At 62.2% G+C, this 24,109-nt stretch carries 18 protein-coding genes; 6 read left to right on the top strand and 12 right to left on the bottom strand.

The annotated features are described in order from the left end of the window. Nucleotides 1-133: 133 nt before the first annotated feature. The 9 genes from NUH19_RS02555 to NUH19_RS02595 all read right to left on the bottom strand — a co-directional run bounded on the left by NUH19_RS02555 (nucleotide 134) and on the right by NUH19_RS02595 (nucleotide 10,616). On the bottom strand, nucleotides 134-1,297 hold the full coding sequence (locus NUH19_RS02555) for an ROK family transcriptional regulator (RefSeq protein WP_262314998.1): 1,164 nt from the start codon (nucleotides 1,295-1,297) through the stop codon (nucleotides 134-136). A 22-nt stretch (nucleotides 1,298-1,319) separates the two neighbouring features. Next, on the bottom strand, nucleotides 1,320-2,792 hold the full coding sequence (locus NUH19_RS02560) for a glycoside hydrolase family 1 protein (protein ID WP_262314999.1): 1,473 nt from the start codon (nucleotides 2,790-2,792) through the stop codon (nucleotides 1,320-1,322). A gap of 12 nt (nucleotides 2,793-2,804) precedes the next feature. Beyond that, nucleotides 2,805-3,677 (bottom strand): ROK family protein, encoded by an 873-nt coding sequence (locus NUH19_RS02565; protein WP_262315000.1) that lies wholly within the window; start codon nucleotides 3,675-3,677, stop codon nucleotides 2,805-2,807. A 9-nt stretch (nucleotides 3,678-3,686) separates the two neighbouring features. Continuing rightward, the gene (locus NUH19_RS02570) at nucleotides 3,687-4,505 is read right to left on the bottom strand and encodes an alpha/beta hydrolase (protein WP_262315001.1); all 819 of its coding nucleotides are present in this window, start codon (nucleotides 4,503-4,505) and stop codon (nucleotides 3,687-3,689) included. A gap of 5 nt (nucleotides 4,506-4,510) precedes the next feature. Then, nucleotides 4,511-5,974, bottom strand: a complete 1,464-nt coding sequence (locus NUH19_RS02575; protein ID WP_262315002.1) for an alpha-L-fucosidase — start codon at nucleotides 5,972-5,974, stop codon at nucleotides 4,511-4,513. 1 nt (nucleotide 5,975) lies between these two features. After that, nucleotides 5,976-6,632 carry an SGNH/GDSL hydrolase family protein gene (locus NUH19_RS02580; protein ID WP_262315003.1) on the bottom strand — a complete coding sequence of 219 codons (657 nt, stop codon included), beginning with the start codon at nucleotides 6,630-6,632 and terminating at the stop codon, nucleotides 5,976-5,978. A 266-nt stretch (nucleotides 6,633-6,898) separates the two neighbouring features. Continuing rightward, a complete protein-coding gene (locus NUH19_RS02585) occupies nucleotides 6,899-8,647 on the bottom strand; it encodes an extracellular solute-binding protein (protein ID WP_262315004.1) in 1,749 nt (582 codons plus the stop codon). A gap of 71 nt (nucleotides 8,648-8,718) precedes the next feature. Beyond that, the gene (locus NUH19_RS02590; protein ID WP_262315005.1) at nucleotides 8,719-9,633 is read right to left on the bottom strand and encodes a carbohydrate ABC transporter permease; all 915 of its coding nucleotides are present in this window, start codon (nucleotides 9,631-9,633) and stop codon (nucleotides 8,719-8,721) included. Nucleotides 9,634-9,650: 17 nt separating this feature from the next. Beyond that, nucleotides 9,651-10,616 carry an ABC transporter permease gene (locus NUH19_RS02595; protein WP_262315006.1) on the bottom strand — a complete coding sequence of 322 codons (966 nt, stop codon included), beginning with the start codon at nucleotides 10,614-10,616 and terminating at the stop codon, nucleotides 9,651-9,653. A 95-nt stretch (nucleotides 10,617-10,711) separates the two neighbouring features. On the opposite strand from NUH19_RS02595, the gene NUH19_RS02600 reads away from it, so the two are divergent. Continuing rightward, complete coding sequence (locus tag NUH19_RS02600; protein WP_262315007.1) at nucleotides 10,712-11,323, top strand: YesL family protein; 612 nt, start codon at nucleotides 10,712-10,714, stop codon at nucleotides 11,321-11,323. 83 nt (nucleotides 11,324-11,406) lie between these two features. On the opposite strand, the gene NUH19_RS02605 is transcribed toward NUH19_RS02600, so the two are convergent. From NUH19_RS02605 to NUH19_RS02615, 3 genes are all read right to left on the bottom strand, one after another. Then, the gene (locus tag NUH19_RS02605; protein WP_262315008.1) at nucleotides 11,407-14,067 is read right to left on the bottom strand and encodes a glycoside hydrolase family 3 N-terminal domain-containing protein; all 2,661 of its coding nucleotides are present in this window, start codon (nucleotides 14,065-14,067) and stop codon (nucleotides 11,407-11,409) included. Continuing rightward, the gene (locus NUH19_RS02610; protein ID WP_262315009.1) at nucleotides 14,064-15,584 is read right to left on the bottom strand and encodes a glycoside hydrolase family 43 protein; all 1,521 of its coding nucleotides are present in this window, start codon (nucleotides 15,582-15,584) and stop codon (nucleotides 14,064-14,066) included. The genes NUH19_RS02605 and NUH19_RS02610 overlap by 4 nt, the downstream gene beginning before the upstream one ends. Before the next feature lie 215 nt (nucleotides 15,585-15,799). Continuing rightward, nucleotides 15,800-16,684: a helix-turn-helix transcriptional regulator gene (locus tag NUH19_RS02615; RefSeq protein ID WP_262315010.1), complete on the bottom strand. Its 885-nt coding sequence runs from the start codon at nucleotides 16,682-16,684 to the stop codon at nucleotides 15,800-15,802. A 128-nt stretch (nucleotides 16,685-16,812) separates the two neighbouring features. Between NUH19_RS02615 and NUH19_RS02620 the strand changes: the two genes are divergently transcribed. The 5 genes from NUH19_RS02620 (at nucleotide 16,813) to NUH19_RS02640 (ending at nucleotide 24,107) form a co-directional block, all read left to right on the top strand. Next, nucleotides 16,813-18,810 (top strand): glycoside hydrolase family 31 protein, encoded by a 1,998-nt coding sequence (locus NUH19_RS02620; protein WP_262315011.1) that lies wholly within the window; start codon nucleotides 16,813-16,815, stop codon nucleotides 18,808-18,810. 196 nt (nucleotides 18,811-19,006) lie between these two features. Further along, nucleotides 19,007-20,149, top strand: a complete 1,143-nt coding sequence (locus tag NUH19_RS13100; protein WP_262315012.1) for a GGDEF domain-containing protein — start codon at nucleotides 19,007-19,009, stop codon at nucleotides 20,147-20,149. Nucleotides 20,150-20,425: 276 nt separating this feature from the next. Next, on the top strand, nucleotides 20,426-21,466 hold the full coding sequence (locus tag NUH19_RS02630) for a zinc-binding dehydrogenase (RefSeq protein WP_262315013.1): 1,041 nt from the start codon (nucleotides 20,426-20,428) through the stop codon (nucleotides 21,464-21,466). Nucleotides 21,467-21,646: 180 nt separating this feature from the next. Continuing rightward, nucleotides 21,647-22,585, top strand: coding sequence for an ABC transporter ATP-binding protein (locus NUH19_RS02635; RefSeq protein ID WP_262315014.1), 939 nt, complete (start codon nucleotides 21,647-21,649; stop codon nucleotides 22,583-22,585). Then, complete coding sequence (locus tag NUH19_RS02640) at nucleotides 22,578-24,107, top strand: ABC transporter permease/substrate-binding protein (RefSeq protein ID WP_262315015.1); 1,530 nt, start codon at nucleotides 22,578-22,580, stop codon at nucleotides 24,105-24,107. Before NUH19_RS02635 ends, NUH19_RS02640 begins: the two co-directional genes overlap by 8 nt. Nucleotides 24,108-24,109 lie beyond the last annotated feature (2 nt).

Genomic DNA, 24,109 nt, shown 5'->3' on the forward strand with positions numbered 1-24,109 from the left:
CAAAAGTTTCCTTTCTTGTTAGCCGTTTTTAGGTTAGTTAGTATATTTAACTTACAGGTGAATTGTAGCGCTTTCAGCTTGCAAACACAAGCCATCCCCGCGACTTTTCTGAACTTTTTGACCGCGCCGGGGGTCAGGCCGGCCGGCGACGGAAGTTCAGCTCGCCCGGCCCCACCGCCAGCAGCTGCTGAATCAGGGTCGCACAGGCGCCGAGCAGGGTGCAGTTGCGAACGTCGTCAACCAGGTAGATCTTAGTCTCCTGGGTGGTCAGGTGCGGAATGTTGGCCGTGATCGCCGGCAGCAGCTCGGGCACCGACGCAATCAGCTGCGAGTTGATCGCCACGCGGCGCGGATCCAAGGTGATAATCGTGTTGTAGATGATGTTAGCGATGTCGTAGCAAAAATCATCCAGGATGGTGATCGCCAGCGGGTCGTTGGCCCGGTACCGTGCGACCAGGTCCTCACGCGTCAGTCGCGGGTCGTTGGCCGCCTGCCGCAGCCGCTCGACGATCGCGGTTTCGGAGCAGAGGCTCTCGATGGTGGTCGGCGTTTGATGGGCCTTGAGTGCCCGGTCGTACAGGATGGTCTGACCGATCTCGCCGGCCTCGCCGAGCTTGCCGGTGTACAACCGGTTGTTCAAGATGATCCCGGCCCCGATGCCGCTGTGAATACTGATGCAGACGATGTTATCGATCGCGTCGTGGCTTTCGAAGTCCCGCTCGTAGATGACGCTGAGGTTGGCCTCGTTTTGCAACACAATCGGCACCTTGAGCTTTTGCCATAGGAGTTTGGCGATGTCTTGGTCCTTGAAGTCGATGAACGGGGTGTAAAGCACCCGGTTTTGGTAGACGATGCCGTGAATCGCCACGGCCACGCCGAGCAGCGGGACCGTGGCCGGCAAGGCGTCGGTATGGGCGATGCTGACCATCAGGGCCAGGCGGTCCTCGATGGCCATGTCACGCGCCGGAAACCGCTCGACGGAAACCACGCTCCCGTCTAGGCGGTTGATCATGCGGTCGATGAAGTCCTGGCCCATGTCGTAGTTGACCACGTAGCCCAGGTTGGCGTTGAAGCGCAGGATGGTCGGCTTGCGGCCGCCGTTGCGGGTGCTGTCACCCTGCCCCGACTCCAGCAGGTACCCCGAATCGATCAGCTCGGACACGATGTCTGACACCGTGACCTTGTTGAGGCCGAGGTTCTTGGAAATCTGGCTGCGGGAGATGGGGCCATCGTTGAACACCTGCTGCATCACGTGCTGGACGTTCAGGACCCGCACGAGGTTCCGGTTCGCTTGCATAATTACTCCTTACTCGACTTGCCTACTTGCCGGGCTGAATGGCCGCCCCGTTGGTTTGAATCAAGTCGTGGTACCAGGTGAAGCTCTTCTTGGGAATGCGCCGCAGGTCCTTGGCCGAGTCGTCGTCGCGGTCGACGAAGACGAAGCCGTAACGCTTGCGGTAGCCGTTGAGCCAGGACAAAATGTCCGAGAAGCTCCACGCGCAGTAGCCGATCAGGTCAACGCCGTCGGTGATCGCTTCCTTCATCGTGCGAACGTGATCCTCGAGGTAGGCGATGCGGTAGTCGTCGTTGACCTGCCCGTCGACCAGCTCGTCCTTGGCCCCCAGGCCGTTTTCGGTGACGAACAGCGGCAGGCGGTACTTCTCGTAGACCTGGCGCAGCGCGACGCGGAAGCCCACCGGGTCGATTTCCCAGCCCCAGTCGGTCTTTTGCAGGTACGGGTTGGAGACGGAGTTGAACATCGGCACCTCCGGGTTTTGCGCCTGCTCACCCTTGGGCTGCATCAGGTACGGATCGGTGGCGGAGAAATCCTTTTGCTCGGCGTCTTGCACCGGCTTTTCCAGCCGGTTTTGCTGCACCGTGCCGCCGTGGTAGTAGTTGATGCCCAAGAAGTCCGGCTTCGCGCTTTTCAGCAGCTGGTCGTCTGCATCAGTCACCTCGGGCATCAGCCCGGCCCGGGTCAGCTGCTGGCGCATGAAGTACGGGTACTCGCCGCGGCAGTAGACGTCCAGCCACCAGTTGTTGTTGAAGTCATCGGCGTTCAGTGCGGCCAGCACGTCGTTGGGATCGCCGGTCAACGGGTAAACCGGACCGTAGCCGAAGCTCGGCCCGATCAGGCCGCTTGGCACCAGCTCGTGAAACAAGTTGATCGCCGTCGCGTTGGCCAAGTTGACGATGTGATTGGCGGCATACATCCGCCGCACGTCCTGAACCTTAGGCGGGTGGTTGCCCCAGCGGTAGCCCATGCCGGTGAACACGTTTTGCTCGTTCATCGTGACCCAGTACTTGACCGAGTCGCCGAACGCTTCAAACAGGGTGCGGCAGTACTTGGCGAAGGCCGGAATCACCGCTCGCGACTCCCAGCCGCCGTACTTGTCCTGAAGCGCCTGGGGCAGATCCCAGTGGTAGAGGGTCAAAACGGGTTCGATGCCATTCTTGCGTAGCTCGGCGATCAGCCGGCGGTAAAAATCAAGCCCCGCCGGGTTGACGGCCCCTTCGCCGTCCGGAATCACGCGGCTCCAGGCCACGGAGAAGCGGTAGGCCTTGAGCCCAAGCTTGGCCATCAGCCCGACGTCTTCTGCCATGTGGTGGTAATGGTCAATCGCCACGTCGCCGGTCGTGCCCTTGAAGGTGTTGCCCGGCGTGTGGGCGTAGGTGTCCCAGATCGATGGCCCCTTGCCGTCTTCGGCGTAGGCGCCTTCCACTTGGTAGGCGGCGCTGGCCGCCCCCCACAAGAAGTTCGGTGGGAAGTCCTTGAGTTTGTCGTAGTACATGGTAGCCTCCTTTTAGTGTTGCTTGGCCACGGCCAAGGCACCGAGCAGCCCCGCGTCGTTGTCGTGCTTGCACAGCACAACCGGGGTGCGGTAGTCCTTGACCCAAAACGGGTTCTTCTCAAGCGCGGCCTCGATGAACGGCAGAATCTTCGGGTTCTTGGAGATGCCGCCGCCGATCAGGATTCGCTCCGGGTCGGTGGTCGCCACCAGGTTGTAAATCGCCACGGCGACGTGGTCGGCCCAGTCCGCCACTACCTGACGGGTCGTCGGGTTGGCGAGGTCGGCCATCAGCGCCTCGCCGCTGGTTGCCTCGTAGGCCACGCCCTTGCTTTTGGCGTAGGCGCGAACCAGCGAGCTGGTCGAGGCCATGTCGTGCAGGGTGGCAAAGCCGCGGGTGGTGAAGTCCGTGACCGACATCCCGTACTCACCGGCGCGGAAGTGCTTGCCGTGAACCAGGTTGCCGTTGATCACCAGGCCACACCCCACGCCGGTGCCCAGGGTCAACACCGCGTAGTCGGTCAGCCCCACCGCGTTGCCGTTGAGCCCCTCGGCCAAGGCGGCACACTTCGCGTCGTTCTCCACGTGGATTGGCACCTGGCGGCTCAGGTGAGCCGCGAAGTGTTCGATCAGGTTGTAGCCGTCCAGCTGGCCCAAGGCGCCGGCTCGCACGGCGACGCCGGTGGTCACGTCGATGAACCCCGGAAAGGAGATGCCGATGGCGGTGACCGCTGAATCCGCGTTGGCGATGGCCGCCATGTCCTCAAAAAACTGTTCCGGGTCCTCGCAGCGCGTCGGGTACTTGCCCTTGGTCAGAAAATTGGCGTCAGCGTCGAAGGTCGCGTACTTGACGAAGGTCCCGCCGATATCGAAACATAAATAGCTCATCGTATCCTCCTAGAAGTTGTTGGCCACCCAGGCCTCAAAGAGCTGCGGCCAGGCGTCGACTTGCGATTGAATGCCGTAGCCGTTGCCGGCGATGGCGGTTTCCTTGGTGGCCAGGCTCAGCCCGTGACCACCCTTGGGGAAAATGTGTAGCTCGACGGACACGCCGGCCTTTTGCAAGGCGGAGGCGAACATCAGCGAGTTCTCCATCGGCACACAGTCGTCGGTCGCCGTGGTCCACAGGAAGGTCTTTGGCGTGTCTTGGGTCACCTGCTTTTCAAGCGAGACCTTGGCCATCAGCGCCGGGTCGCCGTAATCGTCGCCGAGCAGCGCCTTGAAGGAGTCGTGATGGGCCAGCGGTCCCGAGGTGATCACTGAGTAGCCGAGAAACAGGCCGTTGGGGCGAATCGCCGCCGGGTCGAAGCCGTACTGGCTGGCGAGGTCTTGATGCCACTGGGTGGCAAAGTCGGCCGCCAGGTGACCGCCGGCGGAAAAGCCGGCGATGATCAGCTTGGCGGGGTCGACGTGGTACTCGGCGGCATGGGCCCGAACGCTTTGGACCACCGTCGCCAGCTCGAGCAAGGCGACCGGGTAACGCGCCGGGGCCACGCTGTAACGCAGGACGAAGACGTTGTAGCCCATCGCCAAGAACCGCACGGCGACCGGCTCCGCCTCGCGGTCGGAGGTCATCACGTAGCCGCCGCCCGGGCACAAGACGATGGTCGGGCGAACCCGGTTCTCATCCATTTCGGCAAAATTGTCCAGCACGTAGCCGTAAACCTTGGCGCTGTTAGAAAGTGGCGTCGACACTGTGTGTACGAATGTTTGCATGATTGTCACTCCATCGTTATTTTGAGCCCGACCGGCCGGTTGTCAGCACTTGGGCGAATCGTCACGTGCATCCCGTCTGCTTCGACGTGCCAGTCGACCGGGCCGCCGCCCAGCTGACTCACGCCGCGAATCACGCCGTGAAACTGCGGCTGGTTCGACTCGTCAAAGGCGCGAAAGGCGGTGAGCACCAGCTCCGTCGCCGCCCCCGGCGCCAGCGCGTAGGCGTAGACGGCGCCGTGGTTGGCGGTGTAGCGGAAGTCCTGTTGGCCGTAGTGCAAGGCCGACAGATCCTCGAACATGCCGCCGCTCAGGTTGGTCGGCCCCTCGCCGAACCGCTTCCAAGGCAGGCTGCCGTAGATGCCCTCGCCGTTGACGGCCAGCCAGGCCCCGATCGCCTTGAGAATCTCTTGGTCCTTGGGGGCAATCGACCCGTCGGCCCGCGGGCCGACGTTGAGCAACAGGTTGCCGTTCTTGGCCACGGCGTCCAGCAGGCTGATCAGCACCTCGTTGACGCTCTTGTAGTCCAGTGAATCGGTGTAGCACCACGAGTTGTTGGCGATGGCGGTGTCGGTTTGCCAGTAAAACGGGGTCGGTTGCGCGAAGCCGCCGCGCTCGACGTCGGGAATGCCGGCCCCCCAGGCCATGCCGTCGTACTTGTAGCAGATGCTGACCGCGCTCCCCCACTCGACGGCGCGGTTGTAGTAGTAGGCGGCAAGCTCTTGCATGTAGGGCTTGAAGGCGGCGTGTTGCAGCCACCAGTCGAAGTACAAAAGCTCCGGGCGGTAGTTGTCGATCAGCTCGCAGACCCGCTCGACCCAGTCCTCGAGAAACTCGGCGGTCGGGTAAGGCTTGGAGAACAGGTCCTGGTTGTCCGGCTCAGGGGCGGCCGGCCAGTAGAAGTCGCCCTTGTGTAGCGGCTCGTGGACGTCCGAATCGAACTCGCGGCCGTGGCCCATGAACCACCAATGCTCGGCGCGGTGGTTGGACAAGGCAAAATGCAGCCCGTGGTCCAGCGTCGCCTGGCGCAGCTCACCCAAAACGTCTCGGTGCGGTCCCATTTCGTAGGCGTTCCAGTGCGACAGCGCGGAGCGGTACATCTGAAAGCCGTCGTGGTGCTCGGCCACTGGGAAGTAATACTTGGCGCCAGCCTGCTGGAACAGGTCCAGCCACTGGGTCGCGTCGAACTGCTTGGCGGAAAACAGCGGAATCAGGTCCTTGTAGCCGAAGACCTTTTGCGGCCCGTACGTCGCCACGTGGTGCTCAAAGGCCGGGTAGCCCTTGATGTACATGTTGCGCGAGTACCACTCGTTACTGTACTCGGGCACGGTGTAGACGCCCCAGTGGGTGAAAATTCCAAACTTCGCCTGCCGGAACCAATCCGGCGCCGGGTGCTGGCCGATGCTGGCCCAGTCGGCGTGGTAGCGACCGGCGGCGTTGACCGCCTGAATCTCCTTGAACGTGTGTGCCATGTTACCCCCTCCAATCAAAGCCAACCGCATCAAGCCACGCCTTGGCGAGCACCGCCGATCCTTGCAGGTTCGGGTGAATCCGGTCCATCGTGATGCCAAAGACGCTGGCCTGCTTCAAGAAGCGGTCGACCGCGGCCTGCGCGTCGATGTAAAGCAGCCCGTTGGTCGTGGCCAGCGCTCGGGCGGCGGCCTGGTAGGCCAAAAGCGCGTGGCGCATCGGGTCGTCTAGGTTCAGCTCCCACATCACCGGGCTGACGAGCAACGGCGTCGCCCCGGCCGCCTTGGTCTTATCGATCAGGTCCTGGTAGGTGCGGCGGTACAGGTCAACGTCCACCAGGTCCAAGCGCCGGCGAAACTGGCTGTCGAAAAAGCGCCAGACGTCGTTGATGCCGATCATGATTGACACGTAGTTGGGCTGGTGGGCCAGAACGTCTCGGTCCCACCGGGCAGCCAGCTTGACGATGGTGTCGCCGTTGACCCCGGCGTTGATCACGGCCAGCCGCGCGTCCGGGCGGCCGGCGGTCAGGGCCGCGTTGAGCAAGGCGACGTAGCCTTGGCCCCAGGAGTCCCAGCCGGCCGGCTCGGCCTGGTAGTTGCGGCCGGCGTCGGTGACGGAATCGCCGGCGCAGACAATCGTGGCATTTGGTTCAAACAGCATGTTTTTCCCCTCCGTGGCGGCGCCGACCAACATAAAAGGGTGCAAGACCGCACACACCGTCTTGCACCCTATTCATGTCCACACGATCCGTTGTGGCCGTCGGCTCAGCCTATTTGTTCTTGTTGGTGGTCTTAGCGAATCGCGGTGATGCGCTTCACCCGGGTCGCCCGCCTTACGAATAAGGCGGGTCAACCGGATGAGGCGGGTTGCACGACTTTGTGCAACGGCCTCACACCGAAAGTGACTGCGATTCAGAATTCAGGTGGTTACTTTTCTTCCTTGTACTGCTTGATCAGCTTGGCGCGAAGGGCGTTTTTGGCCTTGGAGTTCTTCAGGTCAACCTTGTAGACCTGATCGTAACCCAAGCCCTTGACCGTCTTTTGCATCCCGGCCAGCAGGCTGTTGAACTCGGAATCGCTCTTGGCCATCGCCAGCTTCCAGCTGGTGTTCTTGACCTGGGTGCCGATGGTGCCGCGCATGGTGCTGATCTGAGAGGAATCCTCAGGCGCGGTGTAGGAGACGCCGGCACCGACCAGCAGCTTGTTGTTCTTGGTCAGGTAGTCCATGGAGCTGGTGGCGCCGCCCATGTGCTCGCTCCAGTCCTTGGAGAGCTTGGTGGCGTTGAGCTTCAAGACAGAAGGCCAGGTGACGTAGCCGTACTTGTAGCCGGTCGAAGGATCCTTGTCGTATTGGTTGACCGCGACGAAGTTCAGCGTGGAGATGCCGTCCTTCCAAGTGCCGCCACCGTATTCGGCAGGCATCTTGACGGTGCCGCCTTCAAGGAAGGCCTTCTTACCAAAGGCGGTCAAAACCGGCTTGCCGTTTTGCATCTTCCAGGTCAGGCCCTTGATGCCGGCGGAGTAGCCGGTGGATTGCGCCTGTTGAACCTGGACGCCTTCTGGGCTGTACAGCCAGTTGATGAACTTGACCAACCGCGCCTTGTTCTTGGCCTTGGAACCGATGCCGATGAAGGTGCTGTTGCCGTCTGGCATGGAGCCGACACTGTAAATCTTGGCGTTTTCAAGCGGTGCGAGCTCGAAGCCCTTGCCCGCTGCCGTGTGAGCCGCGGTGTTGTAAGCGCCTTGGCCCTGGAAGGCCCAGTAGGAGAACAGAACCTTGCCGTTTTGGTACTTGGAGTACAGGGTGTCCCAGTTCTGGGTGGTCGATTCAGGGTCAACCAACCCGGCCTGCTTGGCCTTGTTCAGGAAGCGCAGGCCCTTGACGTACTGACTGTTGGAGTCGATGACGCTTTGGTACTTGTTGCCCTTGCTGAGGACGAAGCCCTGGTTGACTTCGTAGCCGTAAAACGCGAGGTTTTGGCCGGCGTTTTGCATGATCGTGGAATCCCAGTCCTTGAACAGGGAGATCGCGTAGATGTCGGTCTTGCCTTCATCCTTACGTGCCTGGGCCTGCATCTTCTTCAAGACGTTGATCAAGTCGTCGGTGTTCTTAATCTTCGGGTAGCCGATTTCCTTGTAAAGATCCCAGCGGATGTATGGCGCCGTGGTTGGTTCCAGGCCTTCGGAAGGCGTGGTCGGCGAGTTGGAGGAGACGCTGGAGTTGATGCCCCAGATGCCCTTCTTGTTGGCGAGCTTGGTGATCGAGTCCGTCGCACCCTTGTACTTCTTCAGGTAGGTCTTGCCGCTCATGTAAGGCGTCATGTCGGTCAACAGGCCGGCCTTGGCCAGCTTGGCGACGTGGTTGGTACCGGTGATGATGATGTCGCCCAAGTTGCCGGCCGCCGTGCGGGTGTCGTACAGCGTGTTGCCGCCGCCGGCCACGTTAGGTGCGACCATGTTGAGCTTGATCTTGAAGTTCTTTTCCACGTACTTTTCGAACCAACCCTTGGGCGTCCCCTGGTAGTTGGCCAGATCATCGTAGACGGTGACGGTCATCATTTTGCCGTCGTCTTTTTCCGCCTTGCTGGTGGTCTTGGAACCCGAGTTGCTGCTGCAGGCAGCCAGAAGCAATGCGCTTGCGGCAACCAACGTGTACAAAACGCGTTTCTTATTCATAATTCTTTAGTCCCCCTCTTTGGCGTGTCGCGCCAAATTTATGAATTAAAAGCGGTGAAACATCATTGCAATCAGCCTTTAACGGCACCAAGCATGATCCCTTTAGTGAAGTAACGCTGGAACATTGGGTAGATGAACATGATCGGCAAGACGACGACGATCGAAACGGTCATGCGAATCGAGGTCGGGGTCTGCGCCGTGGCAACCGCCGCGACGGAGCTCAGGCCACCGCCCGAGTTCTTGACCATGGCGGCCAGCGAGCTGGCCTGGTTGATGTACTGGTACAGCAGGTACTGCAGCGAGTAGAGCTTCTGGTCGGTGATGTAAATCAGCGTGTCTTGGAAGGAATTCCACTGACCAACGGCGGAGAAGATCGCGACGGTCGCCAGGATCGGGGTGCAGCTTGGCAGGATAATCTGCCAGAACACCTGCCAGGTTGAGGCCCCATCCAGCTCGGCCGCCTCTTCAAGCGAACGCGGCAGGCTTTCGATGTAGGTCTTCACCAGGATGATGTTGAACGGCGCCACGATGCCAGGCAGCACGTAAACCCAAAAGGTGTTGGTCAAGGCCAGGTTCTTCATGGTGATGAACATTGGAATCAGGCCGGCGTTGAAGTACATGGTGATGATGACGAAGCGGTACCAGAACTTGCGCTTCCACATTTTCTCACGGGTGAACATGAAGCCCATGAAGGCGGAGGCGAAGACCGTCAGCGCCGTGCCCAGCACGGTTCTGGCGACGGAGACCAACGCCGCGGTGCCCAGGCCGTCGAGCTTGAAGACCTGCACGTAGTTTTCGAACTGGATGTGCTTAGGCCACCAGTTGATCAGGCCGTTGGCCGACAGGTTGTTGGCCGAGATGCTGTTGATGATCAGGTAGTAGAACGGGTAGATGCACAACAGCGTGAAGATGATGAAGAAGATCACGTTGAACACGCGGAACACGCGCTCGCCGCTCGTGACTTCGTTTTTTTCGATATTACTCATGATGTGCTCCTTTCCGACTAGATGATCGACTCGCCACGCGTCTTTTGCGAGACCTTATTCACAATGAACAGCAAGGCCACGGAGACCAGACTCTTGAGCATTGAGATCGCCGTCGCATACGACAGACTGTTTTGGCCCATCCCGACGTTGTAAACGTAGAGGTCGAGGACCTGGATGTGGGTCTGGTTGAACGCGTTTTGGAAGACGAAGTACTGATCCATCCCGTTGTTCAGGAAGTTGGACACGGCCAGCATCAGCATGACGAAGTAGGTCGGCATCAAGGCAGGCACCGTGATGTAGCGAATCAGCTGCAGGCGGTTGGCACCATCGACACGCCCGGCCTCGTAAAGCTCCGGGTCAATGCCGGTGATCGCCGCCAGGTAGATGATCGAACCCCACCCTAGGCCTTTCCAGGTGCTCCACAAAAGCATCTTGAGCCAGACGTGGGAGTCGGAATCCAGGAACTTCAGCGGTTCCGTGATCAGGTGCAGGTTTTGCAGCAGGTCGTTGACCATCCCACCCGAGGAGAACATCGCAAAGGCGATGGAGTAAACCAGCACCCAGGAGATGAAGTTTGGCAGCGTGGTCAGCGTCTGGATGATGTTCTTGAAGTGCTTGTTGCGGATTTCGTTCAGGCCGATGGCGAACAGCACCGGGAAGAACGAGGTGACGATGTTCAACAGGCTCATCGCAAACGTGTTCAACAGCACCTGGAAGATCTGGTGCATCTGCGTCTGGTTTTGAACCATCATCTTGAACCACTGCAGCCCCACAAACTCGCTTTGGGACAGTGGAATAGGTGGCTCATAGTCGAAAAAGGCGTATACCCAGCCGAAAAGTGGTAGGTATGAGAATAATACAACGAGAATCAGGAACGGGGCGAGCAGCAACCACATCTGCTTCCCGCGCTTAGCGGCGGCCTTTTGGTGCCGCTTTTGACGCTCCTTATCTGTGATCGGTTGATCCGCGGTGACGTTTTGCATGATGATCCCCCTCGAAATAAATAGACTTGCCAGGTACGAAATTAGTAGGCTATGATGGACAGCGTTATCACAAATCTAGAAAACAGGTGATTGTTTTGAAGTTTAACCCGAACAGTTCGTTCTTCCGCTTCATGGGTACGTTGGCCAGCTTCGCCTTGCTCAACTGGGTGTTTCTGCTCACGTGCCTGCCGATCTTCACGATCGGGGCCGCCCTCACTGCCATGCACGCGACGCAGCAGCGCTACCTGCGAATCGAGGCGACACCGCTTACAAAAACGTACCTTCAAAACTTTAAGCGAAACTTCTTGCAGGCCACCGGCGCTTGGCTCATCGTGCTGGTGCTAGCCGCCGTGTTCGGCTTCAACATCGCCTTTTGGCGGGGCAATGCCAACCTGCTGGCGACGCCGGTGCTGGTCTTGATGGTGCTGGCCGCCGTGGTGCTGGTGCTGGTGGTCGAACTCGTCATGCCTTTGATCGGCCTGTTCCAAAACACCGTGCGGCAAACCTTCAAGAACGCCGTGCTGATGATCATTCCCAATTTCTTTTGGGTCCTGCTTCTGATTGCGATCGACGGATGCGCGTTCGCCATCTTTTACCTGACTAATATTGGTCGCGCCATGTTCCTGATTTTCGGCTTCGCCTTCTGGCAATACATCAAGGCCTTCGCGTACCGGCGGATCCTGGCCAAATACACCGACGAAATCTGAAAAAAAGCTGTAAGCGCTTCAACATCAAGTATTATAAATCGCTTTCGTTGATTTGTAAATATAATTTACTAACCAATTTGAATTTAGGCCGTAACGCCAGTGTTCATGCGGACTAGTGTTACCGGCACATCGGTGCTCAGCCGCAGCGTTTGGTCTAGCCCACCGGTCAAAGCCAGGCTTATTGGTTGCAACCAACCTGCACCCTCAAACACCGTTTCGGCCGTCTCGTTCCCCGAGGCGGCTTTTAGTTTGCCGCCCTGCTCGGCATACGCCCAAACGGTCACGGCACCGTCAAAGCGCAGGTGATCGTAGGTGACCGAACCGCCGGCTTCAAGCGCCACGGCCTCGTAGTGATCGGCCTTGGTGGTCAAGGTGGCGCCGGTGCTTGCGTCAAAGGCCTTAGCCGCCAGCGGCTGGGCCAGGTCGTAAGGCGCAACGGCCTGCCCGAGGTGCGGCAAGCCCAGCACGGCGGCGTGGTCGAAGGCGTCAAAGCCGACGCTAAGCGTGTAGTCCCCGACCGGGAAAAGCGGCCGGCGGCGCTTGGCGTCGTACCAGGCGAAGTCCCTGAGGTCGGCAGCCAAGGTCAGCTGGGCCGTGGCGCCTGGTTCAAGCGTCAGCTTCTGGAAGGCCACCAGTTGACGGCGGTCGGCGCGGCCGGCCAGGTTGCTTGCGTTCAGGTAGGCCTGCACGGTGTCGGTCACCGCAAAGTCCTCGTGGTTGACGACATCCACGCTGATGGTCAAGGCGGTGCCGGCGCGGTGAACCGCGGCCTCAAGCAGCCGCAGCTTACCGTAAGTCAGGCCGTAGCCGAACGGGTAAGACACCTGGGCGGGGTCGGCATACTGGTAGGTCAGCCGGCGCTTTTCGATGTCGTACTCGCGCATGGACCCACCCTGCCAGGCGGCGTTGTACCAAGTCTGGGCGAGCTTGCCCGTCGGCGGCGTCACGCCGGTCAACACGTTGGCCAGGGCCGTGCCCAGCGACTGGCCGGCGTAACCCACCGTCAGCAAGGCGTCGCAGCGCAGCTTGGAGACGTCGAAGGGGTAGCCGGCGATCAGTACCGCCGCCGTCTTCACCCCGGCGTCATGCACCGCGTCGATCAAGGTCTCCTGGGCCTGGGGCAGCGCGATGTCCGGTCGGTCCTCGGTTTCCCGCGCGATCAGCAGCGGGTGGTTCCCCGCGGCGACCACGGCCTTGGTGTGGCCCGGCAAGGCCGCAAGCACCCGGGTGAGGCCCGGGTCCACCACGGTGATCTGGCCGATGCGCCGGCCGCGCCCACCGGCCTGAAGCGAGTTGCGGTCGCTGGCGGCAAAATCATGCGCCACGGCGAACAGCTGCCCGTCTCCGTCCAGCACAAAGGCCTCGCGGATCACCCAGTCGTAGACCTCGGTGCCGTTGAGTTCAAGCTGACCGTCCTCGGTGAAGCGCAGGTAGCGGTGGCTGGCGCGGTCGCGCAAGAAGACCTGGCCTTGCTGCAGCCGCTCGATTTCGTAGGTCAACCCGCCAAGCCCCGGCTGGGCCGGCACGGCCAGATCAAGCGCCAGCGTCGCAAAGTCGTTGCTGTTGACCACGTCGAGGCGTGAGCCCAAGGCCTTTTGCATGCCCTGGGCCAAGGTCTCGGTGTTTTGCGGCAGGGTCGCGTACCAGTCCCGCACGAAGCGGTCGGCGGCAGGCCCGGTCAAAAGCACCCGGTCTTGGGTCGTCAGCGGCAGCGTCTTGTCGTGGTTTTCAAGCAAGACCGCGCCGCCGGCCGTGACCGCCTGCACCACCGCGTCGCTGGCGGCGGTGCCGATGGTCGCCTGGTCGTACTCGGCGAAGGGCTCGACGTCTTCGAGCTGCCCCAGCCGGGCGCGAACCTTCAGCGTGTTGGTGACGGCCCGGGTGATGTCTTGAACGCTGATCTGGCCCTCGGCCAAGGCGGCGAAAGCGGCGGCCTCGACCTTATCGGGCTCGTCGACGAAGCAGTCGATGCCCTTTTTCAAGGCGTCTGCCAGCGCGTCTTCGAAGCGGTCGTAGTAGTGGTAATCCTCGACGTTCAGGGTCAAGGCGCCGCCGTCGGTCACGATGCAGCCGTCCATCCCCCAGGCCCCCTTGACCGTCGCCAAAAGCTCCGGCGACTGCATCATCGGTACCCCATTGACGCCGTTGTAGCCGGTCATCATCGACTGGGCGTGGTGGTCGCGAAAGGCGAACTTGAAGGGCCGCAGGTAGTACTCGTGCTTCATGTGCGGGGTCAGCGAGTTGGACTCGCTGCCGCGATTGGCCTCGGTGTTGTTGGCCATGAAGTGCTTCGGCGCCGCGGCGACCAGCAGGTAATCGCCGGTGCCTTGCATGCCGTCGATGTAGCCGCCGGCCACGCTGCCGGCCAGCCTCGGATCCTCGCCGTAAGCCTCTTCGTTGCGGCCCCAGCGCGGATCGCGCTCCATGTCGATGGTCGGGGCCCATGGCATCAGCCGTCCCGTTCGGCCGGTGATGTTGTACAGGGCCCGGGCCTCGGTGCCGACCACGTGGCCGGCCTTTTGGGCGAGCTCCGGATCCCAGGTCTGGGCCAGCGTCAGGGGAATCGGCAGGCTGGTCAGGTGGTAGTGCTCGCGATCGACGATGCCGTGAGCCGCCTCGCCGCCGATGTTAAAGGCCCCCAGGTGCAGCCGAGGGATCGGCTTTTGCTGCCGCGACAACAGGCCGATTTTCTCGGCCAAAGTCAGCTTGGCGACCAGCGCCGTGGCCTTGTCTCGTGCGTTCATTGCGCGTCATCCTCCTTAGGAAACGTCAGCGAAAAGTCCGTGAAGGTGATCCAATCGGCATCCGGGGCGTCGGTTTGCTCGGTGAACAAGCCGAGCATCACGCCGGTGAAGTTACCGGCCAGCTCGGACGACAGGTACTGGGCCTGGGCCTCGCCGAGGTCGTAGCGCTTGCCTTGGGCCTCCGCGAAGAAGTGGTAAGTGTAGTTGGTGGTTTCAAGGCTCAGGGTCACCGGACCGGCCGGTAACAGCTGCACGTGATCCAGCGTCGTGGCCGGGCCGACGCGCAGGCGCCGGGCGACTTTCACTTGGTCCCCCACCCGCTCGACGATCGCGTCGTAGTGCTGAGATTCGGTCATGTAGGCCGTCAGCCCCGCGGCGTTGGCCGGGACGTCCACGGTCACTTGCACCGTCGAGAAAAAGGCGCGTTGGCGCATGAACAAGGCGGTCGGGCTGACCTGCGTCTCCTCAAGCAAGGCCTGGTTGGGCCGCATCGCCAGTACGGTCTGGTCGAAGCAGTAACGGTCGTTGTCCGGCTCGCGCAGGGTCACCCATTCGCGGCCGATGGTCGTGTTGTGGAAACTCAGCGGCACCAGCGGTGAGTGCTGCTGCACGTTTTCCAAGCCAGGGGCCGTCATCGTCGCCCGGGTAGTGCCGTGGTCGCCGGCGGTGAACCAGCCGTCTTGGTCGAAGGTGACCGGCGTCAGGTAGGTCTCGCGGCCCATCGTGTGCTGCTGAATCCAGCGGTCCAGCTGCCGAAACGCCAGGTGGATCAGGAACCAGTGGCCGTGGCCGTCGTCGACCAAGTCGGCGTGACCGGTACCTTGAATCTGGTAGCCGCCGAGGTTGCGGTTGGTCAACACCGGATTGTGGGCGTAGTTAACGAATGGGCCGAACGGCGCGTCGCCGCGAGCGTAGACCATCATGTGGCCGTACTCGGTGCCGCCTTCGCTGGCCAGCAGGTAGTAGCGCCCATCAGCCTTGTACAGGTGCGGCCCTTCCAGGTAGCGGCCGCCGGCGCCGGTCCAGATCACCTTGGACGGCGTGAGCTTCTTGCCGGTTGCGATGTCGATTTCGCACTGGGTGATGCCGTGGTTGCCGGCGTCGTCGTCGCCGTTGCTCATGAAGTAGGTCTTGTCGCCTTCAAAGTACAGGGACGGGTCGATACCGCCTTGCTCGACTGGAATCGGGTCGGACCACTCGCCGTGAATATCGTCGGTGTAGACGTAGAAGTTGCCGTTGTGATCGACGTTGGTGGTGACCATGTAAAAGCGCCCGTCGTGGTAGCGCAAAGTCGGGGCGTAGATGCCGCCGCTGGTGTTGGAGCCGCCAAGCGGCAGCTGGCTCGGCCGCGTCAGGACGTGGCCAATCTGCGTCCAGTTCACCAGGTCGTGGCTTTCAAACAGTGGCACCCCGGGAAAGTAGTTGAACGAGCTGTTCACCAGGTAGTAGGTGTCGCCGACGCGAATGGCACTCGGATCCGGGTAAAAGCCCGGCACAACAGGATTTTGATATGTCATCATGGCCTCCTAAAGGTTCGTTCGTATAGCTTACGAACAAGATTCAGGTTCATCATAACGTATTTTGCGGCGAACGCAAGCGCATTCATTTTGGGGCGGCGACACAAAAAACGCGCCCCTTATTGAAGGAACGCGCGAAAAATATTGTGGCAACCGGCCGCCACCGTGCCCGACCCGCACCGGCCGCCACCGGCTTGCGCCAGACATCGCGCGGCTCACCCCTTGTGCTGCGTCGCGGCGCGGTAGGCGCGAGGCGTCTGGTGGCAGCGGCGCAAGAAGAGCTTGTTGAAGTAAGAGATGTTGTTGAAGCCGACCTGCCCGGCGATTTCCCCCACCGCAAGCGACGTGTCGCGCAGCCGGGCCTGGGCCTGCTCGATGCGCTGGTCGTTGAGGTAATCCGTCACCGTCGCCTTGGTCGCAGCCTTGAAAATTCGGCACAGGTGGCTCTTGCTCAGGCTGAATTCGTCGGCCAGCCCCGCCAGCGTCAAGGGCTCCGCGTAATGGGTGCGAATGGTCGCCATCACGGCCTTGGCCAAGTCGACATGGGCGCTTGGCACCGAAGCGGCCGGGGTCACGCCCAGCCGCGCCGCCCACAGCGCCGCCCAGACCAAGTAGAGCTGGGCTTTCACCGCCAGCTCAAAGCCCGGCTGCTCCGCCGTGCCGCTGACGCGAATCGCATCGAGGGCCCGGCGCAGCGCCCGGTAAGCGGCATCGGCCGGGGCGAATCGCACCGGCAGCGTCACCCGCCGCTGCAGCACCGGATCCAAGTAGCGCTGCTGTACCGCGTCGGGGGCCGCCGAGCGGATGAACACCGGGTCAAAGACGATCGCGTAAAAACCAAAGGGGGTGCCGACCGGGGCGGTGATCGCATGGAGCTGATCGGGCAAGAGCAGCGCGATGTCACCCAGGCCAAGCGCCACCGTCTGGCCGTCGACGTGCAGCGCCGCTTCCCCTTCCATCACCACCAGCAGCTCGCACTCCGGGTGCCAGTGGGCCGGCACCCGCTCGCTGCGCAGCGCATCGGTGGTGAATTCATGCACCCGCAGCGGGAACAGCGCGGTACCGTGGGGTTCTTGTTCGCGTAAGGTCAGATTGGGCATGGCGGCCTCCTCGTCAATATCGTGTTAGAAGTGGTCAATTTCATTCAAGTCTCTCGCCACTTCATGCCTTATATTAGCACTATAAGTGATTTCGCGAAATCATCAACGTGTTAATACGGAGGCAAATCATGCAATACACCAACGATAACGGGGCCCTTGTGATCGGCCACCAGAACGAAACACTGCGGCTGGAGGCCTGGGGCCAAGATGCCCTGCGCGTTCGCGTCACCGAGTACCCGACCTTCACGCCCAACGACTGGGCGCTGAGCGAACCGGTGCCGGCTGCCCAGCGCCAAGCCGACATCACCATCGATGAGGCGGCCGGCACCGCCGTGATCGAAAACGGGCGGCTTAAAGCGACGGTCAACGCGGCCGGGGTCCTGAGCTTTTTCAAGGACGGCAAGCTGATCTTGCGCGAGTACTACCGCTCGTACTTTGGCACCGAAAGCGACGAGTCGCGTTGCCTGAAGATCATCGCCCGCGACTGGAAACCGATTGTCGGCGGCGACTACGGGCTGACCTTGCGCTTTGATTCCAACGACGGCGAGAAGATTTTTGGCATGGGCCAGTACCAGCAAAAGTACCTGGACCTCAAAGGCTGCACCCTGGAGCTTGCCCAGCGCAACTCCCAGGTCACCGTACCCTTCGCCGTGTCGAGCCTGGGCTACGGCTTCTTGTGGAACCACCCCGGCGTCGGTTCCGTCACCTTCGGCAAGAACATGACCGAGTGGCACGCGGATGCGACCAAGCAGCTGGACTACTGGCTGACCGTCGCCGATGACCCGGCCCACATCGTCGAGAACTACACGGCCGTGACCGGCCGGGCCCCGGCCGTGCCGGACAAGCTGCTCGGGCTGTGGCAATCGAAGCTGCGCTACCGCACCCAAGACGAGGTGCTGGACGTCGCCCGTAAGTACCAGAAGCTCGGCATTCCGCTGGACATCATCGTCATCGACTTCTTCCACTGGACCCGCCAAGGCGATTGGCACTTCGACCGCGACTACTGGCCGGATCCCAAGGCGATGTGCGACGAGCTGCACGCGATGGGCACCAAGGTCGTCGTCTCCGTCTGGCCATCGGTGGACCGCAAGTCCGAGAACTTCGGCGAGATGTACGACAAGGGCTACCTGATTCGCACCGAACGCGGCTCGATTCAGACCTACGACTTCCAAGGCGACTGCCTGGAGATTGACTGCACCAACCCGGCGGCTCGCAAGTTCATCTGGGAAAAGTGCAAGCAAAACTACTACGATTTTGGCATCGACGCCTTTTGGCTGGACAACGCCGAGCCCGACTACGCGGTCTACGACTACGACAACTACCGCTACTACCTCGGCCCAGCGCTTGAGGTCACCAACATCTACCCGCAGCTGTACGTGCGGGCCTTCGAAGACGGCATCGAGGCCGAGCATCCCGGCCAGCCGCGCCTGCACCTGGTGCGGTCCGGCTGGGCCGGTAGCCAAAAGTACTCGACGTTGATCTGGTCCGGTGACGTGCCGAGCACCTTCGCCGCGCTTGAAGACCAGGTGGCCGCCGGGTTGAACATGGGCCTGGCCGGCATCCCTTGGTGGACCACCGACATCGGCGGCTTCATGACCGACGACGTCAAGGATCCGGGCTTCAAGGAGCTGCTGTTGCGGTGGTTCGAGTTCGCCGTATACACCCCGTTCGTGCGGATGCACGGCGACCGCGGTCCCCACGACATTCCGGCGCTGTCCGACTCCGATCACGGCGGCGGCAGCCTTTACACCGGGCATCCCAACGAGCTGTGGAGCTACGGCGACGACGCCTTTGCCATCATGAAGGACCAGCTGAAGATTCGCGACGGCCTCAAGCCTTACGTCGCCGACCTCTTCAAGCAGGCCACCGCCACCGGTGCCCCGCTGTTGCGGACCATGTTCTACGAGTTCCCGGATGACCCGAAGGCCTGGGAGCTGCAGGACCAGTACATGTTCGGTGCCGACTACCTGGTGGCGCCGGTGCTTCACGCCGGTGAGCGCAGCCGCAGCGTCTACCTGCCGGCCGGTTCTTGGCAAAACGTCGACGACGGCCAGACTTACGCCGGCGGCCAAACCGTCACGGCGGCCGCCCCGCTCGAACGCATTCCGGTGTTCAAGCGCCTGTAACCCGCAGCTTAACGTCTGATTCGCCCCTTCGCCCCCTCGCGAAGGGGTTTTGGCGTGAGCGAAATCTTCTATATAAATAGACACATTGTGTCCGACGCCGCTTGCCCCTGTTATCGCCGGCGTGAATCAAGTAGAATGAAGTTATACAACCGCTGGCGGCCGAATCGGTCGCCGCTTGGGGAAAGCGGGTCGTCACGTGAGCGAAGCCACATGGGTCACCTTGAGTTTTGCGTTCAGCACGGTCACCAACCTGGTGGTGCTGTTCGGTATTTTATCTTTCATCTACTGGATTTGGGGCAACAAGACCCCGCTGGTCGCCAAGTACCACGACCTGCTAGAGATCCTGCTGGCCGCGGCCTACACCGGCTACGCGCTGGTGCTGGCGGCCTTGAACAGCCACTTCACTACACCGCTGCTCGGGCTGCACTGGACCGGGCTGAACCTGCTGGTGGTCGCGATCTTCATCTTCGATCTGCTGTTGGCCAACCGCTGGCAGTTCGCCATCGGGGTGCTGGAGACGCTGGGCTACGCCTGGTTCATGGGCGGCCGACCGACGCCGGCCGTCCTGGCGCTGCTCGCCGGGCTGATTCTGGTGCAGGCCTTCGCCAGTTTTGGCGGCTACCGCTTCTGGCGCAACCACGCGGTGATGCTGGGCAGCCTGGCGCTGGCCGGGGTCCTGGCGATGGGGCTGATGTGGGTGATCGGCGGCAGCCTGGACTTTGCCGGCTTTTGGTCGCGGCAGATCATCGCCTTCGTGGTGATCGCCGTCGGGGCCTACGAGTACTTCCGGATGCTGCTGGTGAGCCAGCTGCGCGTCGAGTCGCAGATCGAGCTGGACGAGCTGACCGGGCTGAAGAATTTTCGCACCTTCGACCACGACATGCACACCCGCTACGCCGGCTACCGCCAAAACGGCACCGGCCTGACGCTACTGGAGCTTGACATCGACTGGTTCAAGCGGATCAACGACACCTACGACCACCTCGTCGGCAACGCGGTGCTCAAGGGCGTCGGCCAGGCCACCGCGGCCTTCGCCCAGGCCCTGCCGCAAACCGCCGCGGCCTACCGGCTGGGCGGCGAGGAGTTTTGCATCGCCGTCACCGCCCTGCCCCAAGACGCAGCGCTTGGGGTCGCCCAGGCGCTGAAGGCCAAGCTCGACGCCTTGACCTTCACGGCAGACGGCGCCGCCTTTTCGATCACGGTGTCCGTCGGCCTCGCCGAGGCGATTCCCGCCGACCTCAACTACCTGGATGTCTACAAGCGCGTCGACCACTTCCTGTACGAGGCCAAACGCGCCGGCCGCGACCGGCTGAACATCGGGGGGCGGATTGTGGCGTGAGCCCACACCCACACCTGAACAACAAGCAAACGCGCCTGACCACAACCGGGGTCAGGCTTTTTGTCGCCGGCCGAAAAAAGCGCAATTGCCGCTTGCCTTAGACCCGCTCCAAGGTGCTATGCTAACGGCAGTCGGTGTGGTGGGGCAAGACACGTCCCCCGCATCCTCGCCGCGCAATGCCGACGCCGGCCGAAGCCCGGTCGGCGCTTCACGACGGCGCGGCGCCGCAACAGCATACCCGCACCATTCCAACACCCAAAACACGGAGGTCGCACGATGAAAGACACCATTTTTGTTAAACCCGGTCAGGTCGCCATTGAGGACGTCGCCAAGCCGACGCTTCAAGCCCCGGACGACGTGATCATTCGCGTCGTTCGGGCCTGCGTCTGCGGCTCCGACCTCTGGGGCTTCCGCGGCCAAGACGACGTGGCCGCCCACTCCCAAAACAGCGGCCACGAGGCGATCGGCGTGGTCGAAGCCGTCGGTGACGCCATCACCACGCTGGTGCCCGGCGACTTCGTAATCGCGCCGTTCACCCACGGCTGCGGCCACTGCGCCGCCTGCCGCGCCGGGTTCGAGGGCGGCTGCCTCAGCCACGCCGACAACTTCAGCGACGGCGCCCAGGCCGAATACATGCGCTACCAGCACGGCGAGTGGTCCCTGATCAAGGTGCCGGGCAAGCCGGAGGACTACAGCGAGGCGATGCTCAAGTCGCTTTTGGCCCTGGCCGACGTGATGGCCACCGGTTACCACGCCGCCCGGGTCGCCCGGGTTCAGGCCGGTGACACCGTGGTGGTCGTCGGCGACGGCGCGGTCGGGCTGTGCGGCGTGATTGCGGCCAAAATGCGCGGCGCCAAGCGCATCATCGCGATGAGCCGCCACGCCGACCGCCAGGCCCTGGCGCAGGAATTCGGCGCCACGGACATCGTCGCCGAACGCGACGACGCCGGGGTCGCTCACGTAATGGCCTTGACCCAAGGCGTTGGCGCCGATGCGGTGCTGGAGTGCGTCGGCACGGAACAAGCCGTCGCCACCGCCGTCAAGTGCGGCCGCCCAGGCGCCACCGTCGGCCGCGTCGGGGTGCCGCACAACCCGAAGATGGACCTGACGCCGCTTTTCTACCGCAACACCAGCATCGCCGGGGGCCCGGCCTCGGTCACCACCTACGACAAAAAGCTGCTGCTGGACGCCGTGCTCAAGGGTGAGATTCACCCAGGCAAGGTCTTCACCAAGTCCTTCAAGCTGGCCGACATCCAGGCCGCCTACGAGGCGATGGACCGCCGCGAGGCCATCAAGTCCTACATCATTGTCGCCTAGCGCCGCAATCGGGGGCTTTTGACCACCACCCACCCACTGCGCCCGACCGCAATCAACGAGATTGCGGTCGGGCGCTTTTTGGGCCGCTTCAACCAGTTATTTTCAAAATAACTTGCAACGCGCGACGTGGGTGTTAATATTAAAACAACAGGTTCGAAAAAGACAAGCGAGGCAGACAACGTGATCGAATTCATCAACATTACCAAGCAATACACCGAAACGGCCGCCCTGCAGGCCGTCAACCTGCGCGTCGACTCGCACGAGCTGTTCGTGCTGGTCGGCCCGTCCGGCAGCGGCAAGACGACGCTGCTCAAAACGGTCAACCGGCTGGTCGTGCCGACCAGCGGCCAAGTGTTGCTCGACGGCGTGGACGTCGCCGCCGGCAACCTGCAGACGCTGCGCCGCCACATCGGCTACGTGCTGCAATCCAGCGCCCTGTTCCCCAACATGACCGTGATGCAAAACGCGGCGGTGCAGCTGGAGGCGCTGGGCTGGCCCAAGGCGAAGATTCGCCCGCGCCTCGAGCACCTCTTGCGGCTGGTGGATCTGGACCCAAAGCTTTACGCCGACCGCCGCCCGGCGCAGCTGTCCGGCGGCGAGGCCCAGCGCGTCGGCATCGTTCGCGCCTTGGCGGCCAACCCGACGCTGATGCTGATGGACGAGCCCTTCTCGGCGCTGGACCCGGTGGCCAAGCGCCAGCTGCAGGCCCTGATTTTGCGGCTGCACCAGCAGCTGGACACCACCATCTTGTTCGTGACGCACGACATGCAAGAGGCGTTGCGGCTGGCCGATCGCATGGCCGTTTTGCACAACGGCCAGCTGCAGCAGGTCGGCGAGCCCCACGCCATCTTGGCGAGACCGGCCAACGCCTTTGTCGCCGACTTCTTCAAGGACGTGAGCGCAAGCGAGCGCGACTTGGCCCAGGTGCTGGCGGCCGGCTTCGGGGTACCGCGCTCAGGCGGCGGCGAGCCCTGGGCCGCTGGCGCTTCGATCTACGATTGGGCGGCGGCGCTGCAGGCGAATCCGACCCTGGTCGTGCAGGTCGCAGGCCGTGAGCTACGGTCCGGCGACCTGATCGGCTACCTGGCCACCCTGGCCAAGGAGGCGGCGCATGCTTAACCAAACGCTAGAATACATTCACGCCAACGGCCACGAGCTGCTCGTCGCCTTGGGCCAGCACGTCGCAGTGGCGCTGATCGCCACGCTCATCACCATCGTCATCGCGATTCCCCTGGCGATTGCCTTGATGAACCACCGCCGCGCCGGCGAGTTCGTGCTGCAGGTCGCAAGCATCATCCAGACCATCCCCAGCCTCGCGATTCTCGGTCTCTTGATCCCCTTCGTCGGCATCGGCACGGTGCCGGCGATCATCGCGCTGGTGCTGTACGCGATCATGCCGGTTTTCCAAAATACATACGCCGGGCTGACCAACATCGACCCGCTGTTGATTGAGGCCGCCGACGCGATGGGGGTCTCCCGCCGCTACAAGCTGCTGCGGGTTCAGCTGCCGCTGGCCGCCCCGATGATCATCTCCGGCATCCGCATCGGGGTCGTGATGATCATCGGTACCGCGACGCTGGCCGCCTTGATCGGCGGCGGCGGCCTGGGGACCTACATCCTGCTGGGGATTCAAAGCAACAACAACGCCGCGCTTTTGATCGGCGCGGTGCTGTCGGCGGCCCTGGCCCTGATCGCCAGCGGCCTGATCAAGCTGCTCGCCCGGGTGAAGCTGCGCCACCTTTTGGCTGGCCTGGCGGCGCTCGTGGTGGTGGGCGGCGGCGCTTACGCCACCGTGGCCCTCACGGCGCCGCGAACCGAGACCATCACGATCGCCGGCAAAATGGGCGGCGAACCGGAGATTTTGATCAACCTGTACCAGGACCTGATTGCGGCCGACCAGCCGCACCTCAAAGTCGTGCTCAAGCGCAACTTCGGCGGCACCAGCTTCTTGTTCAAGGCGCTGAAGGCCAAGCAGATCGACATCTACCCCGAATTCACCGGCACCGTGCTGCAGTCTTTGGTCAAGCACCCCAAGGCGATCAGCCACGACCCGACTCAAGCCTATCAAGACGGCAAGGCGGCGCTTGCCGAACAGTTTGGCATGACGCTCCTGCCGCCGATGGCCTACCAAAACGGCTACGGCCTGACCGTCACCGCCCAGACCGCCGCCCAGTACCACCTCAAGACCATCGCCGACCTGGCCGCGCATCCCGAGCTTCGCGCCGGCTTTGACCCCGATTTTTACCAGCAGTCGGACGGCTACCCCGGCCTGCAAAAGGCCTACCACCTGGCCTTCACGAACGTCAAAACCATGGAGCCCTCGCTGCGCTACCAGGCGCTGGCCCAAGGCGACCTCGACGTCACCGACGCCTACACCACCGACCCGCAGATTCAAAAGTACCACCTAGTGCTGCTCAAGGACACCCAGGCCTTTTTCCCGCCGTACCAAGGGTCGCCGCTGATGCTGACCAGCTTCGCCAAGGCGCATCCGCAGGTGGTGCGAAGCCTCAACCGCCTGAAGGGCCGCATCTCGACGCAAGACATGCAGCGGATGAACTACCAGGTGACCGTCGAGCACCAAAAGGCCGCCACCGTCGCGCGGCGCTACCTAAAGACGCACCACTTACTAAAGGAGGACTGACC

This window comes from Lacticaseibacillus parakribbianus (assembly GCF_025490915.1).
Taxonomy (GTDB): domain Bacteria; phylum Bacillota; class Bacilli; order Lactobacillales; family Lactobacillaceae; genus Lacticaseibacillus; species Lacticaseibacillus parakribbianus.

Bases quoted from the DNA above. Each gene is read 5' to 3' on its own strand.
- NUH19_RS02575 (WP_262315002.1), bottom strand. From the start codon at position 5,974: ATGGCACACACGTTCAAGGAGATTCAGGCGGTCAACGCCGCCGGTCGC.
- NUH19_RS02565 (WP_262315000.1), bottom strand. From the start codon at position 3,677: ATGAGCTATTTATGTTTCGATATCGGCGGGACCTTCGTCAAGTACGCG.
- NUH19_RS02595 (WP_262315006.1), bottom strand. From the start codon at position 10,616: ATGCAAAACGTCACCGCGGATCAACCGATCACAGATAAGGAGCGTCAA.
- NUH19_RS02605 (WP_262315008.1), bottom strand. From the start codon at position 14,067: ATGAACGCACGAGACAAGGCCACGGCGCTGGTCGCCAAGCTGACTTTG.
- NUH19_RS02610 (WP_262315009.1), bottom strand. From the start codon at position 15,584: ATGACATATCAAAATCCTGTTGTGCCGGGCTTTTACCCGGATCCGAGT.
- NUH19_RS02580 (WP_262315003.1), bottom strand. From the start codon at position 6,632: ATGCTGTTTGAACCAAATGCCACGATTGTCTGCGCCGGCGATTCCGTC.
- NUH19_RS02560 (WP_262314999.1), bottom strand. From the start codon at position 2,792: ATGTACTACGACAAACTCAAGGACTTCCCACCGAACTTCTTGTGGGGG.
- NUH19_RS02630 (WP_262315013.1), top strand. From the start codon at position 20,426: ATGAAAGACACCATTTTTGTTAAACCCGGTCAGGTCGCCATTGAGGAC.
- NUH19_RS02590 (WP_262315005.1), bottom strand. From the start codon at position 9,633: ATGAGTAATATCGAAAAAAACGAAGTCACGAGCGGCGAGCGCGTGTTC.
- NUH19_RS02620 (WP_262315011.1), top strand. From the start codon at position 16,813: ATGCAATACACCAACGATAACGGGGCCCTTGTGATCGGCCACCAGAAC.
- NUH19_RS02585 (WP_262315004.1), bottom strand. From the start codon at position 8,647: ATGAATAAGAAACGCGTTTTGTACACGTTGGTTGCCGCAAGCGCATTG.
- NUH19_RS02555 (WP_262314998.1), bottom strand. From the start codon at position 1,297: ATGCAAGCGAACCGGAACCTCGTGCGGGTCCTGAACGTCCAGCACGTG.
- NUH19_RS02570 (WP_262315001.1), bottom strand. From the start codon at position 4,505: ATGCAAACATTCGTACACACAGTGTCGACGCCACTTTCTAACAGCGCC.
- NUH19_RS02615 (WP_262315010.1), bottom strand. From the start codon at position 16,684: ATGCCCAATCTGACCTTACGCGAACAAGAACCCCACGGTACCGCGCTG.
- NUH19_RS02640 (WP_262315015.1), top strand. From the start codon at position 22,578: ATGCTTAACCAAACGCTAGAATACATTCACGCCAACGGCCACGAGCTG.